This is a genomic window from Streptomyces sp. NPDC055815 (assembly GCF_053616475.1).
Window position 1 is genome coordinate 84,121 of the sequence record NZ_JBSHDU010000009.1, and the last position, 14,231, is coordinate 98,351.

General features: G+C 73.0%; 11 protein-coding genes. 6 read left to right on the forward strand and 5 right to left on the reverse strand.

Annotated features, from left to right (window positions below):
• Window positions 1–127 precede the first annotated feature (127 nt).
• A complete protein-coding gene (locus ACWGN5_RS09160; protein ID WP_453512729.1) occupies window positions 128–856 on the reverse strand; it encodes an IclR family transcriptional regulator in 729 nt (242 codons plus the stop codon).
• 220 nt (window positions 857–1,076) lie between these two features.
• On the opposite strand from ACWGN5_RS09160, the gene ACWGN5_RS09165 reads away from it, so the two are divergent.
• Complete coding sequence (locus ACWGN5_RS09165) at window positions 1,077–2,018, forward strand: glycerophosphodiester phosphodiesterase (RefSeq protein ID WP_453512731.1); 942 nt, start codon at window positions 1,077–1,079, stop codon at window positions 2,016–2,018.
• Window positions 2,019–2,191: 173 nt separating this feature from the next.
• On the opposite strand, the gene ACWGN5_RS09170 is transcribed toward ACWGN5_RS09165, so the two are convergent.
• The gene (locus ACWGN5_RS09170; protein ID WP_453512734.1) at window positions 2,192–2,707 is read right to left on the reverse strand and encodes an HD domain-containing protein; all 516 of its coding nucleotides are present in this window, start codon (window positions 2,705–2,707) and stop codon (window positions 2,192–2,194) included.
• 77 nt (window positions 2,708–2,784) lie between these two features.
• Here ACWGN5_RS09170 and ACWGN5_RS09175 point away from each other — a divergent pair, with 77 nt between their 5' ends.
• Complete coding sequence (locus ACWGN5_RS09175) at window positions 2,785–3,711, forward strand: LLM class F420-dependent oxidoreductase (protein WP_453512737.1); 927 nt, start codon at window positions 2,785–2,787, stop codon at window positions 3,709–3,711.
• Between the two features lie 46 nt (window positions 3,712–3,757).
• On the opposite strand, the gene ACWGN5_RS09180 is transcribed toward ACWGN5_RS09175, so the two are convergent.
• Together ACWGN5_RS09180 and ACWGN5_RS09185 are read right to left on the reverse strand one after the other, a co-directional pair.
• Window positions 3,758–6,040 (reverse strand): MMPL family transporter, encoded by a 2,283-nt coding sequence (locus ACWGN5_RS09180; RefSeq protein WP_453512739.1) that lies wholly within the window; start codon window positions 6,038–6,040, stop codon window positions 3,758–3,760.
• A gap of 130 nt (window positions 6,041–6,170) precedes the next feature.
• Window positions 6,171–6,878 (reverse strand): DUF2470 domain-containing protein, encoded by a 708-nt coding sequence (locus tag ACWGN5_RS09185; RefSeq protein WP_453512742.1) that lies wholly within the window; start codon window positions 6,876–6,878, stop codon window positions 6,171–6,173.
• Window positions 6,879–7,028: 150 nt separating this feature from the next.
• Here ACWGN5_RS09185 and ACWGN5_RS09190 point away from each other — a divergent pair, with 150 nt between their 5' ends.
• The 3 genes from ACWGN5_RS09190 to meaB are packed head-to-tail and all read left to right on the forward strand — an operon-like array spanning window position 7,029 to window position 11,994.
• Window positions 7,029–8,840, forward strand: coding sequence for a methylmalonyl-CoA mutase family protein (locus ACWGN5_RS09190; RefSeq protein ID WP_453512744.1), 1,812 nt, complete (start codon window positions 7,029–7,031; stop codon window positions 8,838–8,840).
• The gene (gene scpA, locus ACWGN5_RS09195; RefSeq protein WP_453512745.1) at window positions 8,840–11,014 is read left to right on the forward strand and encodes a methylmalonyl-CoA mutase; all 2,175 of its coding nucleotides are present in this window, start codon (window positions 8,840–8,842) and stop codon (window positions 11,012–11,014) included. Before ACWGN5_RS09190 ends, scpA begins: the two co-directional genes overlap by 1 nt.
• Window positions 11,011–11,994 carry a methylmalonyl Co-A mutase-associated GTPase MeaB gene (gene meaB, locus ACWGN5_RS09200; RefSeq protein ID WP_453512747.1) on the forward strand — a complete coding sequence of 328 codons (984 nt, stop codon included), beginning with the start codon at window positions 11,011–11,013 and terminating at the stop codon, window positions 11,992–11,994. Before scpA ends, meaB begins: the two co-directional genes overlap by 4 nt.
• 81 nt (window positions 11,995–12,075) lie before the next feature.
• On the opposite strand, the gene ACWGN5_RS09205 is transcribed toward meaB, so the two are convergent.
• Window positions 12,076–12,519 (reverse strand): MarR family winged helix-turn-helix transcriptional regulator, encoded by a 444-nt coding sequence (locus ACWGN5_RS09205; protein ID WP_453512748.1) that lies wholly within the window; start codon window positions 12,517–12,519, stop codon window positions 12,076–12,078.
• Between the two features lie 155 nt (window positions 12,520–12,674).
• On the opposite strand from ACWGN5_RS09205, the gene ACWGN5_RS09210 reads away from it, so the two are divergent.
• Window positions 12,675–14,168, forward strand: coding sequence for an MFS transporter (locus ACWGN5_RS09210; protein ID WP_453512750.1), 1,494 nt, complete (start codon window positions 12,675–12,677; stop codon window positions 14,166–14,168).
• The last annotated feature ends 63 nt before the right edge of the window (window positions 14,169–14,231 follow it).

Sequence of the window (14,231 nt, forward strand, 5' to 3'; positions counted from 1 at the left end):
CGGTCCGCCTTTCCCGGCGGCCCCGGTGTGCCGTTTCCCCCCCGGCACGACACCCACTGTGCCCGGCGGGCCCGCCCCGGCTCTACGCGCGTTCCGCTGGGCGGAACAGGCCCGGAATTTCACGGGACTACAGGACGAGCGCGGCCGTCGGCACCGGCCTTCGCCGTCCGCCGCGGGCGAGCGCGCGGGTGACCGCGGCCCCCGCCTCGGCGACGGCCTGGGCGAGCGCGTCGAGTCCGCGGCCGGCCGGGACCATGCCGGCGAGCGCGGCGACCGTACGGCCGTCCGGGGCGCGGACCGGCAGAGAGGCGCAGCACACCCCTTCGATCACGTCCTCGCGGTCGAACACGGCCCCGCCGCGGAGCGGTCCGCGCAGTGCCTTCCCGGCGGCGGTGTCGAGGTGGAAGGCGATCCCGTCGCGTACGGGGAGGAGCGGCTCCAGGTCGCCCGGTACCGAGCTCACGGTGATGGCCATGTCCTCGCGCAGTACGGCGAGGACGACGCTGGCGCCGGTGACGGCCCTCAGGCGCTGGAGCGGCAGGCGGGCGGCGGTGCGCAGTCCGGGGTGCGGTTCCCAGGCCTGGCCGAGGCGGTAGAGCTGCGGGCCGACGCGGTAGCGGTTGCCCTTGCGTTCGACGGCGCCGAGGCCGACCAGCTGGTCGAGGAGCCGGTGGACGCTGCCCTTGGGCACCCCGCAGGCGAGAGCGAGTTCGGTCACTCCGGCCTCGTCGCCGTTCCTGCGCAGGGCGTCGAGCAGGGCGAACGCTCCTTCGAGCACTCCCCGTCCGCGTTCCTGCCGGGCGGGCGTGGCCGTCTCGGCGACGCCGCCGGTTCTCGGTCCCGTTCCGGTGTCCATGAGTCCCCCTGACTCGGTACGCCCGGCCGCGGTCCCCCGATGGCGCGGCTGCGGGCATCTGTCCCAGGGTGCCGCAGACCGGACGATTCGACGAAGGGGCTTGGCCCGCATGTCGTGTCGTGTGGTGTCACCGGTCGGCGCCCAGGCTTTGTCGACTCGTCACATCCCGTCCGGTGTGGGGCCCCGGCCCGGCCACCGTCCGTCCCTAAGCTCTGCGTCCATGAACCACCTCCCGCTCCTCAGGCGCTCCGGTTACGGCCCGGCAGTGCTGGTCGCCTCGGCCCTGGTCCTCTCCGCCCCGCCCGCCCTGGCCGCCGAGTCGGCCCCGCGCCCTGCGCGGCACGCGGCTTCGGCCACGCCCGCGGCGAGCCAGCGGCACGCGCCTTCGGGCACGGCCGCGGCGAGCCGGTGGATCCGGGCGGCAGGGACTCCCCTGACCGTCTTCGCCCACCGGGGTGCTTCGTCCGCGGCGCCGGAGAACACGCTGGTCGCCGACGAGGTGGCCCGGCGGGGCGGGACCAAGTGGATCGAGAACGACGTCCAGCCCTGCAAGGACGGCGTGCAGTACGTCCTTCACGACGCGACCGTGGACCGGACGACGGACGGCACGGGCACGCTCCGCTCGTTGACCTCCGACCAGGTGAACGCCCTCGACGCCGGTTCCTGGTTCGCCCCCGCCTTCGCCGGGGCGCGCGTCCCGACGCTGGCCGCCCAGTTGACGGACCTCCGGACGCGCGGCGGCAATCTGCTCCTGGAGATCAAGGGCCGGCAGACCGAGGCCGAGGTGGAACGGATCGTGCGGGAGGTCCGGGAGCAGAACATGACGTCCCGGGTCTTCGTCCAGAGCTTCGAGGTCCCGGCCCTGCGGCAGGTCCACGAGCTGGCGCCCGAGCTGCCGCTGGGTCTGCTGCGCGACAGCCTGGACGCCGATCCGGTCGCCGTCGCCCAGGACCTGCACCTGGCCGCGTACAACGTGTCGGACAGGGGTCTCTCCGCGCGTCCGGCGGCCCTCGACGAGCTGCACGCGGCGGGCGTCGCCGTGAACGTGTGGACGGTCGACAGCGCGGCCCGCTGGAAGGTCCTCGACGAGCTGGGCGTGGACGGCATCATCACCAACCGCCCGACGGAACTCACGGGCTGGGTCGCGGGCCGCCGGGCCTGAGGCCGGTCCGGCCGGGAAGGTCGCGGGCCGCCGGGCCTGAGACCGGTCCGGCCGGGAAGGTCGCGGGCCGTCAGGCCTGAGAGGCGTCCGGCCGGGATGGTCGCGGGCCGTCAGGCCTGAGACGCGTCCGGCCGGGGGACGGGCTTCGGGCCCGTCCCCCGTTCGCGTGCCCGTCAGGCCCGGCCGGCCGGTCCGGTGAGTTCGGTGAGCAGCTCGGGGTTGACCACGCGGAGGATCGTCGCGATGTCGGCGGGATCGGCCGCCGGCCACAGGACCGCCCTGGCCGCCCGGTACTTGGCGGCGAGCCGTTCCCGCTGGGCCGCGGGCAGGGCGGCGGCCCGGTCCGCGCGGCTGTTGTGCGCGTTGTCGGCGATCTTCACGAGGGTGGCCCCGGGGTCCTCGGTGATGCGGCGGAGCTTCTCCTCGTAGGGCGTGTCCGGGTGGTTGGTGACGGCTTCGACGAGGGCGACGACCGCGTCGGGGATCCCGGTGGCGCGCAGCCGTCCGGCCGTCCACCCGGTGTCCTCGATGACGTCGTGCAGGAGACCGGCCATGGCCAGGTGCGGGCCGAACGGTTCCAGGCCGGCGGCGACCGCGCGGACGTGGGCGACGTAGGGGACGCCGATCTTGTCGACCTGTCCGGCGTGCGCGCGGTCGGCCAGTGCGTCCACTTCGGCGAGCGTCTTCATGTGCCCCATCATCCCTGCCACACGGTGTTCACACGGAATCGGGAATGCCGGTCGCGGCGCGTCCCGTTGCCGGATGCATGACTCTTGGAGTGACGCTCAGTTCGACCTCCCGGCAGCTTCCGATCGACGACACGGTGCGGCTCGCGAGAGAGGCGTACGACGCGGGCCTGCACTCGGCGTGGTTCGGCCAGACCTTCGCGTACGACTCGCCCTCGCTCGCCGCGATCGTGGGGCGCGAGGTGCCCGGGCTCCAGGTGGGGACCTCGGCGATCCCGGTCTTCGGCCGCCATCCGCTGCTCGTCTCCAGCCAGGCGCAGACCGCCCAGGCCGCCACCGGCGGCCGCTACCACCTCGGGCTCGCCCTCGGCACCCGGCACCTGACGGAGACCGCGTTCGGCCTCCCGTACGAGCGGCCGATCGGGCTGCTGCGGGAGTTCCTCAGCGCGCTGCGGCCGCTCCTGGAGACGGGTGAGGCCGACTTCCACGGGGAGCTCCTGACGGCGACGACCCCGTACCCGGCGGCCGTTCCGGGGGCGCGGCCGCCGGTGCCGGTGCTCGTGGCCGCGATGGGCCCGCAGGCGCTGCGGGTCAGCGGTGAACTCGCCGACGGCATCCTGCCGTTCCTCGCGGGTCCGCGGGCGCTGGCCGAGCACATCGTCCCGGCGGTGACGGCCGCGGCCGAGGCGGCGGGCCGGCCGGCGCCGCGGATCGTGGCGCTCGTGCCGGGCGTGGTGACGGCGGACGCGGAGGGCATGCGGGAGAGGGCGGCGGAGGCGCACGCGCTGTACGAGCGGATCCCCTCGTACCAGCGGGTGATCGAGCTCTCGGGAGCCGAGCGGGCGGCCGAACTGGCCCTGATCGGGGACGAGGAGGCCGTCGCCGACGGGGTGCGGCGCTATCGCGAGGCGGGGGCGACGGAGGTGGTGTTCACGTCGACGGACCTGGGCGGCGAGGACGACCGCCGCCGGACCTGGAAGCTGCTCGGCGAGCTGGCGCGCGGCTGACCCGGGAGGGGACGCCGTGAGCCCGGCCTGATCGACAGGACGCCCCCTACGTCCTTCCGGCGCTCTGGGTCGCTTCCTCGGCCTGGAGCGCCTCCTCGCCCTCGGTGTCGAGGTGCGGCAGGATCCGGTCGAGCCAACGCGGGGTCCACCAGGCGTGCTTGCCGAGGAGGGTCATCACGGCGGGTACGAGCAGCAGGCGGACGACGGTGGCGTCGATGAGGACGCTGGCGGCGAGGCCGAGGCCGAGCATCTTGACGACGATGTTGTCGGAGACGATGAAGGCCGCGAAGACGCTGACCATGATGAGTGCGGCGCAGGTGATGACGCGGGCGGTGATCTCCAGGGCGTGGGCGACGCTGGCCTTCGAGTCCCCGGTGCGGAGCCAGGCCTCGCGGACGCGGGAGAGCAGGAAGATCTCGTAGTCCATGCTGAGGCCGAAGACGATGGCGAACATCATCATCGGGACGTAGCTCTCGATGGGCACCTTGCCGTTGACTCCGAGGGCGGGTCCGCCCCAGCCCCACTGGAAGACGGCCACGACGACGCCGTACGAGGCGGCGATGGAGAGCACGTTGAGGACGGCCGCCTTCACCGCGACCAGTACTCCGCGGAAGACGATGAGGATGACGAGGAAGGCGAGGCCCACCACGACGGCGATGATCAGCGGCAGTCGGCTGGAGACGATGTCCAGGAAGTCGACCTGGGCGGCCGTGTTCCCGGTGACGTAGGTCTGGGCGTCGGTGCCGGCCACCGCCTGCGGAAGGACGTCGTCGACCAGGTGGTTGGTCAGTTCGGTCGTCCTGCCGTCCTGGGGGGAGGCCACGGAGTAGGCGGTGCCGACGAGGACGTCTCCGTCGGAGGTGGTCTGGAGCGGGGTGATGTAGGCGGCGTCGGGGACACCCGTCAGGGCGTCCTTGAGTTTGGTGCCGAGGTCGGCCCGGTCGGCGGCCGGCACGGCCGACTGGTCGACGACCACCGTGAGCGGCCCGTTCGCGCCGGGGCCGAAGGCGGTGGAGATGAGGTCGTAGGCCCGCCGGTCGGTGAACGATTCGGGGTCGGCGCCGTCGCCGATGTGGCCGAGCTGGATGAACAGCAGGGGGAACGCCAGGACGAGGAGGACGAGGACGCCGCCGGTCAGGAACCACCAGGGGCGCTTCTCGACCCGTTGCGCGTACCGGTGCCAGGTGCCGTGCGCGGGCGCGCCGGGTTCGGCGTCGGTCTCGGCGACGGGTTTGCGGACGTGGTAGCGGTCGATGCGTCTGCCGACGAGTCCGAGCATGGCGGGGACGAGGGTGAGTGCGGCGATGACGGCGGTGACGACCGTGAAGGCGGCCGCGAGGCCGAGTTTGCCGATGAAGGTGACGCCGGAGACCCACAGGCCCGACAGGGCGATGATGACGGTGCAGCCCGAGACGAGGACGGCGCGGCCGCTGGTGGTGGTCGCGAGGGCGGCCGCGTCGGCGGGATCGTGGCCGTTCATGAGGTTCTGGCGGTGGCGGGTGATGAGGAACAGCGCGTAGTCGATGCCCACGCCAAGGCCGATCATGGTGGCCAGGGTGGGCGAGACGGTCCCGAAGGTGAAGGCGGCCGCCATCAGGCCGAGCAGCGCCAGCCCGCAGACCGCTCCGAGCAGTGCGGTGACCAGCGGCATGACGGCGCCGATCACGCTGCCGAAGCCGATGAGGAGGACGACGATCGCGACGGCGAATCCGATGGCCTCACTGCTGCGGTCGTCGGCCGTCGGGCGGGCGAGTTCGCCGAGCGAACCGCCGTACTCGACGTCGACGCCGGCGTCACGGAGGGGCTGTACGGCGGCGTCGACGCCGTTCAGGTAGTCGCTGCCCAGCGTCGAGGGGGCCACGCTGAAGCGGACGGTGATGTAGGCGGTCTTGCCGTCCGTGGAGAGCGGCCCCACGTTGGGCGTCCCGGCCGGGAGCGGGGGCGGTGTGGTCCCGGGCGGCGGGAGCGGGTTCTGCGCGCCGATGACGTCCGGGAGCTTCGCGAGGGCGGCGACGGCGGAGTTGACCGCGGACGCCTCCTGCGTGAGGGGTTTGGAGGGGTCGTTCAGGACGACCTGCGCGCTGTATCCGCCGGCGGCGGGATCGTGCGCCTTGAGGACGTCGAGTCCTTCGGCCGACTGCACTCCCGGGAGGGAGAAGTTGTCCTCGTACTCGCCGCCGACGGCCCGGTCGAGGACCTGGAGTCCCGCGACGGCCGCCAGCCAGAGGGCGATGACGATGATGAAGTGGCGGGCGCACCAGTGACCTGTGCGGTAGAGGACGCCTTTGCCGGCTGCTGGCCGGCCGTTGGCCGGGCTTCCTGCGTTCATGGCGTGGCCGTGTCCGGATAGGGAAGTCCCCGAGCGGTTCCGGCACCCGCTGCGCGCGGGCCTACGCCGTCCATGGTGCGCCTGCCGGGGCGCTCCGGCATCTCGGCGGTGGGGCGCCTCGGCGGCGGGCTCAGGTGAGCAGGTGGTCCGTGTGGGAGGCGCGGCGTGCGGCGGCGAGGAGCGCGTGGATGCGGGGGCCGGCCTGGTCCATGCCGGTGAGGGGGGTGGGGAACGGCAGCCGGGCGTCCCGGTCGTGGCCGGTGCGGTGTTCGAGGCGCAGGGTGACGCCGTACCGGTCCAGGGCGACGGGCAGGGCGCGGACCAGTTCCCGTGCGGGGCGCGGCCGGACGAGGCGGAGGAGCAGCGGGACGAGTTCGGCGTGGCGGTCGACGAGGTGGGTGAGCATGGTCGCCTCGGCCGTCGCCATCGGGTCGGGGTCGGTCGCCCGGATCTCGTCGAGGGTGACGTAGGTGCGTCCCTCGTCGTCCTCGAGGAGTGCCTGGCCGAACTCCACGCAGGTGCTGGTGGTGGCCTCCGAGGTGTACGGGGCGGAGAGCAGTCCCGTCAGGGTGACGCGGGCGCGGAGGCGCCGGCGGACGGGGGTGGGGGCGATGTCGGTGAGTTCGAGGCGGACGGGGATGCGGGCGGCGCGTCCGGCGGGGCAGTCCTCGGAGGGGTCGTGGAGGTGGAGGTGTCCCATCGGCCCGGTGCCGTCGAGGAGGTGGACCTCCTGGTGGACTCCGTCGGTGACGACGGTCATCGAGTGGGCGGCGGTCAGGATGGAGCGGACGCGTTCGGCGGGCGTGGGCCGCGCGGCGTGGGCGTTGAAGGGACGCATGCACGTACTCCCGGGGAGAAGGACGACGGAGGACAGGACTCAGGACATGGAGACTTAGGGAAGCCTAACCTAACTCATCTTCACGAAGAGAAGAAGGTCACAGTCGTACGCCCTCCTGCTCCTTTGTCGATCTCCCCTAGCATCCGAGCCATGACGGTCCTGCCTGACGACGGGCTCTCCCTGGCGTCCGAATTCCCAGACGCGCCACATGAGCAGTGGCAACACCTCGTGGCGGGTGTCCTGCGCAAGTCGGGCAAGGAGGTCTCCGGCGACGCCGCCGAGGACGCCCTGTCCACCCTCCTCGAGGACGGCCTCGACACGCGGCCCCTCTACACCGCGCGCGACTCCGCTCCCGACTCCGGCCTCCCCGGCTTCGCGCCCTTCGTGCGCGGCGGACGCCCCGAGGGCAACACCGTGGGCGGCTGGGACGTGCGCCAGCGGCACCTGACGGCCGACAACGAGGCCGTCCTCGCCGACCTGGAGAACGGCGTCACCTCCCTGTGGCTCGGCGTCGGCGGCAGCGGCATCCCGGTGTCCTCCCTCGACAGCGCCCTCGCCGGCGTCTACCTCGACCTCGCGCCCGTCGTCCTCGACGCGGGCGACGAGACGGCGGCGGCCGCCGAGCGGCTGCTGAAGCTGTACGAGGAGCGGGGCGTCGCCCCGGAGGCCGCCCGCGGCAACCTGGGCGCCGACCCGCTGGGCCACGAGGCCCGCACCGGCCGCCCGGCCTACGACCTGGCGTCCGTCGCCGGCCTCGCGCGCCGCTGCGCCGACGCGTACCCGGGCCTGCGGGCCCTGACCGTGGACGCCCTGCCGTACCACGAGGCCGGCGGCTCGGCCGCGCAGGAGCTCGGCTGCTCCCTCGCGACCGGCGTCGCCTACCTGCGCGGTCTCACCGAGGCCGGACTGAGCGTCGGCGAGGCCTGCGGGCAGCTGGAGTTCCGCTACGCGGCCACCGCCGACCAGTTCCTGACGATCGCGAAGCTGCGCGCCGCGCGCCGCCTGTGGGCCCGGGTCGCCGAGGCCTGCGGCGCCCCGGAGGCGGGCGCGCAGCGCCAGCACGCGGTGACCTCGCCGGTGATGATGACCCGCCGCGACCCGTGGGTGAACATGCTGCGCACCACCATCGCGACGCTCGCCGCCGGCGTCGGCGGCGCCGACAGCGTCACCGTGCTCCCCTTCGACGACGCGCTGGGCCTCCCGGACGCCTTCGCCCGCCGCATCGCCCGCAACACCTCCACCGTCCTCATCGAGGAGTCCCACCTGTCCCGGGTCATCGACCCGGCGGGCGGCTCCTGGTACGTGGAACGGCTCACCGACGAACTCGCGCACGCCGCCTGGGAGTTCTTCCGGACGATCGAGCGGGCCGGCGGCCAGGAGGGCGCGCTGCGCTCCGGCCTGGTCGGCGAGCGGCTCGCCGAGACCTGGGCGGCGCGGAGCAAGAAGCTCGCCACCCGCCGCGAACCCATCACCGGCGTCAGCGAGTTCCCGCACCTCGCGGAGAAGCCCGTCGACCGCGCGCCCGCGCCCGAGCCGCTCTCCGGCGGCCTCCCCCGCGTCCGGCGCGACGAGGCGTACGAGGCGCTGCGCGCCCGCTCCGACGCCCACCTCGCGGCGACCGGCGCCCGGCCCCGCGTCTACCTGGCCGCACTCGGCCCGGCGGCCGCGCACACGGCCCGGCTCACCTTCGCCGCCAACCTCTTCCAGGCGGGCGGCATCGAGGCCGTCACCGAGGGCACCTTCGAGGAGAGCGGCGCCCGCGAGGCCTGCCTCTGCTCCAGCGACGCGCTGTACGAGGAGCGGGCCGAGGCCGCCGCAGGGGAGCTGCGCGCGGCCGGGGCCGAGCACGTCCTCCTGGCCGGGCGCCCCGCGTCGTACACCGGCGTCGACTCGTACGTCTTCGCCGGCTGCGACGCCGTCGCCCTGCTCTCCACCGCCCTCGACCGCATGGGAGTGTCCTGATGTCCATCCCCGATTTCTCCGGGATCGAGCTCGGGGCACAGGCCGCCGACGGCGGGCCCGACGAATGGCGCGCGGCCGTCAAGAAGGCCGCGGGCGGTGACGACCTGCTGTGGGAGACCCCGGAGGGCATCGGCGTCAAGCCGCTCTACACCGGGCAGGACCTGGAGGGCCTGGACTTCCTGGACACCCTCCCGGGCATCGCCCCGTACCTGCGCGGCCCGTACCCGACGATGTACGTCAACCAGCCCTGGACGATCCGTCAGTACGCCGGTTTCTCCACGGCCGAGGAGTCGAACGCCTTCTACCGGCGCAACCTCGCCGCCGGCCAGAAGGGCCTGTCGGTCGCCTTCGACCTGCCCACCCACCGCGGCTACGACAGCGACCACCCGCGCGTCACCGGTGACGTCGGCATGGCCGGCGTGGCCATCGACTCCATCTACGACATGCGGCAGCTGTTCGACGGCATCCCGCTGGACAAGATGTCCGTGTCGATGACGATGAACGGCGCGGTCCTTCCGATCCTCGCGCTGTACATCGTGGCCGCCGAGGAGCAGGGCGTACCGCCCGAGAAGCTGGCCGGGACCATCCAGAACGACATCCTCAAGGAGTTCATGGTCCGCAACACGTACATCTACCCGCCCGGTCCCTCGATGCGGATCATCTCCGACATCTTCGCGTACACCTCGCAGCGGATGCCGCGCTACAACTCCATCTCCATCTCCGGCTACCACATCCAGGAGGCGGGAGCGACGGCCGACCTGGAGCTGGCGTACACCCTCGCGGACGGTGTCGAGTACATCCGCGCCGGGCGTGCGGCGGGCCTGGACGTGGACGCGTTCGCGCCGCGCCTGTCGTTCTTCTGGGCGATCGGCATGAACTTCTTCATGGAGATCGCCAAGCTGCGCGCGGCCCGGCTGCTCTGGGCCAAGCTGGTCAAGCAGTTCGACCCGCAGAACGCCAAGTCGCTCTCCCTGCGGACCCACTCGCAGACCTCCGGCTGGTCGCTGACCGCGCAGGACGTGTTCAACAACGTCACGCGGACCTGTGTGGAGGCGATGGCGGCCACCCAGGGCCACACCCAGTCGCTGCACACCAACGCCCTCGACGAGGCGCTCGCGCTGCCCACCGACTTCTCGGCCCGCATCGCCCGCAACACGCAGCTGCTCCTCCAGCAGGAGTCCGGCACCTGCCGGACGATCGACCCGTGGGGCGGCAGCGCGTACGTCGAGAAGCTCACCTACGACCTGGCCCGCCGCGCCTGGCAGCACATCCAGGAGGTCGAGCAGGCCGGCGGCATGGCCAAGGCCATCGACGCGGGCATCCCCAAGCTGCGCGTGGAGGAGGCCGCGGCCCGCACCCAGGCCCGGATCGACTCCGGCCGGCAGCCGGTGATCGGCGTCAACAAGTACCGGGTGGCGTCCGACGAGCAGATCGACGTCCTCAAGGTCGACAACTCCTCCGTCCGCGCCCAGCAGATCGAGAAGCTGCGGCGACTGCGCGAGGAGCGCGACGAGACCGCCTGCCGCGACGCGCTCGACGCGCTCACCCGCGCCGCCGGCGGCGAGGGCAACCTCCTGGAGCTCGCCGTCCGCGCGGCCCGCGCGAAGGCGACCGTCGGCGAGATCTCGGAAGCACTGGAGAAGGTGTACGGCCGCCACTCGGCGCAGATCCGTACGATCTCCGGTGTGTACCGCACCGAGACAGGCGAGTCCCCCTCCGTGGGGCGCACCCGGGCCCTGGTCGACGCCTTCGGCGAGGCCGAGGGGCGCCGGCCGCGCATCCTGGTCGCCAAGATGGGCCAGGACGGCCACGACCGCGGCCAGAAGGTGATCGCCACGGCCTTCGCCGACCTGGGCTTCGACGTGGACGTCGGCCCGCTGTTCCAGACCCCTGCCGAGGTGGCGCGTCAGGCCGTCGAGGCGGACGTGCACATCGTCGGGGTCTCGTCGCTGGCCGCGGGTCACCTGACCCTCGTGCCGGCGCTGCGGGAGGAGCTGGCGGCGGAGGGCCGCGAGGACATCATGATCGTGGTCGGCGGCGTCATCCCGCCGCAGGACGTGGCGACGCTCCTGGAGATGGGTGCGGCGGCCGTGTTCCCGCCGGGGACGGTGATCCCCGACGCGGCCCACGACCTGGTGACCCGGCTGGCGGCCGACCTCGGACACGAGCTGTGATCGGTCTCGACACGTATGTGAAGGGCGTGCTCGACGGGAAGCGGGCGGTGATCGCCCGCGCGATCACCCTCGTCGAGTCGACCCGCCCCCAGCACCGGGCCCTCGCGCAGGAGCTCCTCACCGAGCTCCTGCCGCACAGCGGCAAGGCCGTGCGGATCGGGATCAGCGGGGTGCCCGGGGTCGGCAAATCGACCTTCATCGACGCGTTCGGGACGATGCTGACCGGGCTCGGCCACCGGGTGGCGGTGCTCGCCGTCGACCCGTCGTCGACCCGTACGGGCGGCTCCATCCTCGGCGACAAGACCCGGATGGAGCGGCTCGCCGTCGACCCGGCGGCCTTCGTCCGCCCCTCCCCCAGCGCCGGCACGCTCGGCGGGGTCGCGAAGGCGACCCGCGAGTCGATGGTCGTGATGGAGGCCGCGGGGTACGACGTGGTGCTCGTGGAGACGGTGGGCGTCGGCCAGTCCGAGACCGCCGTCGCGAACATGGTCGACTCGTTCCTGCTGCTCACCCTGGCCCGTACCGGCGATCAGCTCCAGGGCATCAAGAAGGGCGTACTGGAGCTGGCCGACGTGGTCGCCGTCAACAAGGCGGACGGCCCGCACGAGCGCGACGCCCGCGCCGCCGCGCGTGAGCTGGCGGGCGCGCTGCGGCTCATGCACGGCGCCGACGCGGTCTGGACGCCGCCGGTCCTGAGCTGCAGCGCCCGGGAGTCGGCGGGCCTCGACGAAGTCTGGGACCGTCTGAAGCAGCACCGTGCGCTGCTCGACTCGACCGGCCGCCTCACGGCCAAGCGCCAGGACCAGCAGGTCGACTGGACGTGGACGATGGTCCGCGACGAGCTGCTGCGGCGGCTGAGCGCCGACCCGGCGGTCCAAAACGTGGCGCCCGCCCTGGAGCGGCGGGTCAGGGACGGCGAGCTGACGGCGACGCTGGCGGCGGAGGAGATCCTGCGGGCCTTCGGGGAACGCCGGGACTGAGGACCTCTCGTACGGACGCCTGATCGGGGTTTCCCGTCAGGCGTCCTTCTCCATGCCCGGGCGCCTGAACGGGGTTTCCCCTCAGGCGTCCTTCTCCATGCCCGGGCGCAGCCGCGCGAGCAGGGCGTACAGGGTGGCGCTGTCCTCCGCGCCGAGCGTGTCGAGGGCGCCGTGGGTCGCCTGCATCTCCTCGCGGACCCGCCGGATCACCTCGCGGCCCTCGTCGGTCGCCACGACGTTCTTCACGCGACGGTCGGAGGCGTCGGGCTCGCGGCGCACCAGGCCGCGCCCCTCCAGGCGGTCGATGATCCCGGTGACGTTCGACGCGTCGCAGACGAGCAGGGTGGCGAGGGCGCGCATCGGCAGCGGGCCGTTCAGCTGGGCGAGGACCTTGGCCTGCGTGGACGTCAGCCCGTGGTGGGCCGCGGCCGTGGCGAAGTCGCGCCACTGGGCCGTGCCGATGGCGGCGAGGAGCTCAAGCAACTGGAGCTTGGTGGGCGTCGTCTCGGGGGTCGTCGCGCTCATGGTTCGAGCGTACTCAGGATCCTTGACATTATCAATTGTTTACTTAAGGACCTCAAGCATTCACTTGACCTCCTCAAGTATCGGGGCCTACCGTCGTCGTATTACTTGATGACGTCAAACATCTACGACGTGAAGCACCGAGAAGGTCCCCACACATGAGTCACGAGACCACCCCGCCCGCCGCCGATCCCCGGCGCGAGACGCTCGTCGTCTTCGCGCTGAGCCTCGCCGCCATGGTCGTGTCGATGATGCAGACCCTGCCGGTCCCGATCCTCGGCCTCATCCGCGCCGACCTGGGCACCTCGGCCGCCAACGTCAGCTGGGTCACCACCGCCACCCTGCTCTCCGCCGCCGTCTTCACCCCGCTGCTCGGCCGCTTCGGCGACCAGCACGGCAAGAAGCCCACCCTCGTCGCCGTCCTCGGCGTCATGGTCGCCGGCTCCGTCGTCGCCGCCCTGGCGACCTCGCTCCCCCTGCTGATCCTCGGCCGCGTCCTCCAGGGCGCCGCCACCGCGATCTTCCCGCTGGCCCTGTCCGTGCTGCGCGAGGAGGTCCGCCCGCAGAAGCTGCCCGGCGCGATGTCCCTGGTCAGCGGCACCCTCGCCTTCGGCAGCGGTCTCGCGCTCGTCGCCACGGGCCTGCTCACCTCCGGCTCCGACGCCGACTACCGCAGCGCCTTCTGGATGGCCACCGGCTTCGCCGCGATCGCCCTGCTCGCCGTCGTGTTCCTGGTCCCCGCGACCCGCCACAAGACCGGCGGCCGCACCGACTTCCTCGGCGCGCTCACCCTCGGCGCCACCCTGCTGCTGCTCCTGCTGCCGATCTCGCAGGGCCACGAGTGGGGCTGGACCTCCGGCCGCACCCTGGGCAGCTTCGCCGCCGCGGCCGTCATGACCGTCGTCTGGGTGTTCACCGAGCTCAAGGTCCGCGAGCCGCTCGTCGACATGCGGATGTTCGTGCACCGGCCGGTCCTCATGGCCAACCTGGCCGGCATCCTCGTCGGCTTCGGCATGTTCGCGAACTTCCTGGGCGTCTCGTACCTCGTCCAGATGCCCGAGGCCCTCACCGGCTACGGCTTCGGCGCCTCGGTCCTGCGGGCCTCCGTCGAGTTCCTGCTGCCCGGTGCGATCGTCTCCCTGCTCGCCTCGCCGATCGGCGGCCGGCTCGTCCGCCACCGCGGCCCGCGCACGGCACTCACCCTGGCCGCCGGCCTCGGCGCCGTCGGCTTCGGCTGGCTCGCCCTCGACCACGGCCACACCGCCTCGGTGATCGGTGCCGGCGTGATCGTCGGCGCGGCCGTCAGCTTCGGCTACGCGGCCATGCCCGCCGTCATCATGGCGAGCGTCCCGCACCACCAGAGCGGCATCGCCAACGGCATCAACTCGATCTCCCGCTCCACCGGCAGCGCGGTCGGCAGCGCCGTGGTCACCACGATCCTGGCCTCGCAGACGATCGAGCACCTGCCCGCCGGCGTCCCGGCCCTGCCGGCCGAGTCCGGCTTCACCCTCACCTTCTGGATCGGCGCCGCCGCGTTCGCGCTGGTCGCGGTCATCGCCCGGTACGGCCTGCGGGCCGGCCAGGCGCCCCGTACCGAGCGGGTGAGCGCACCGGCCGCCGAGACCGCCGCGAAGGAGACGGCGGCGGCATGACGAGAGGGGCGGGGGCCGGTGCGCCCCCGGGCCCCCCGCCGACGGCGAGCCCGGGGGGGGGAA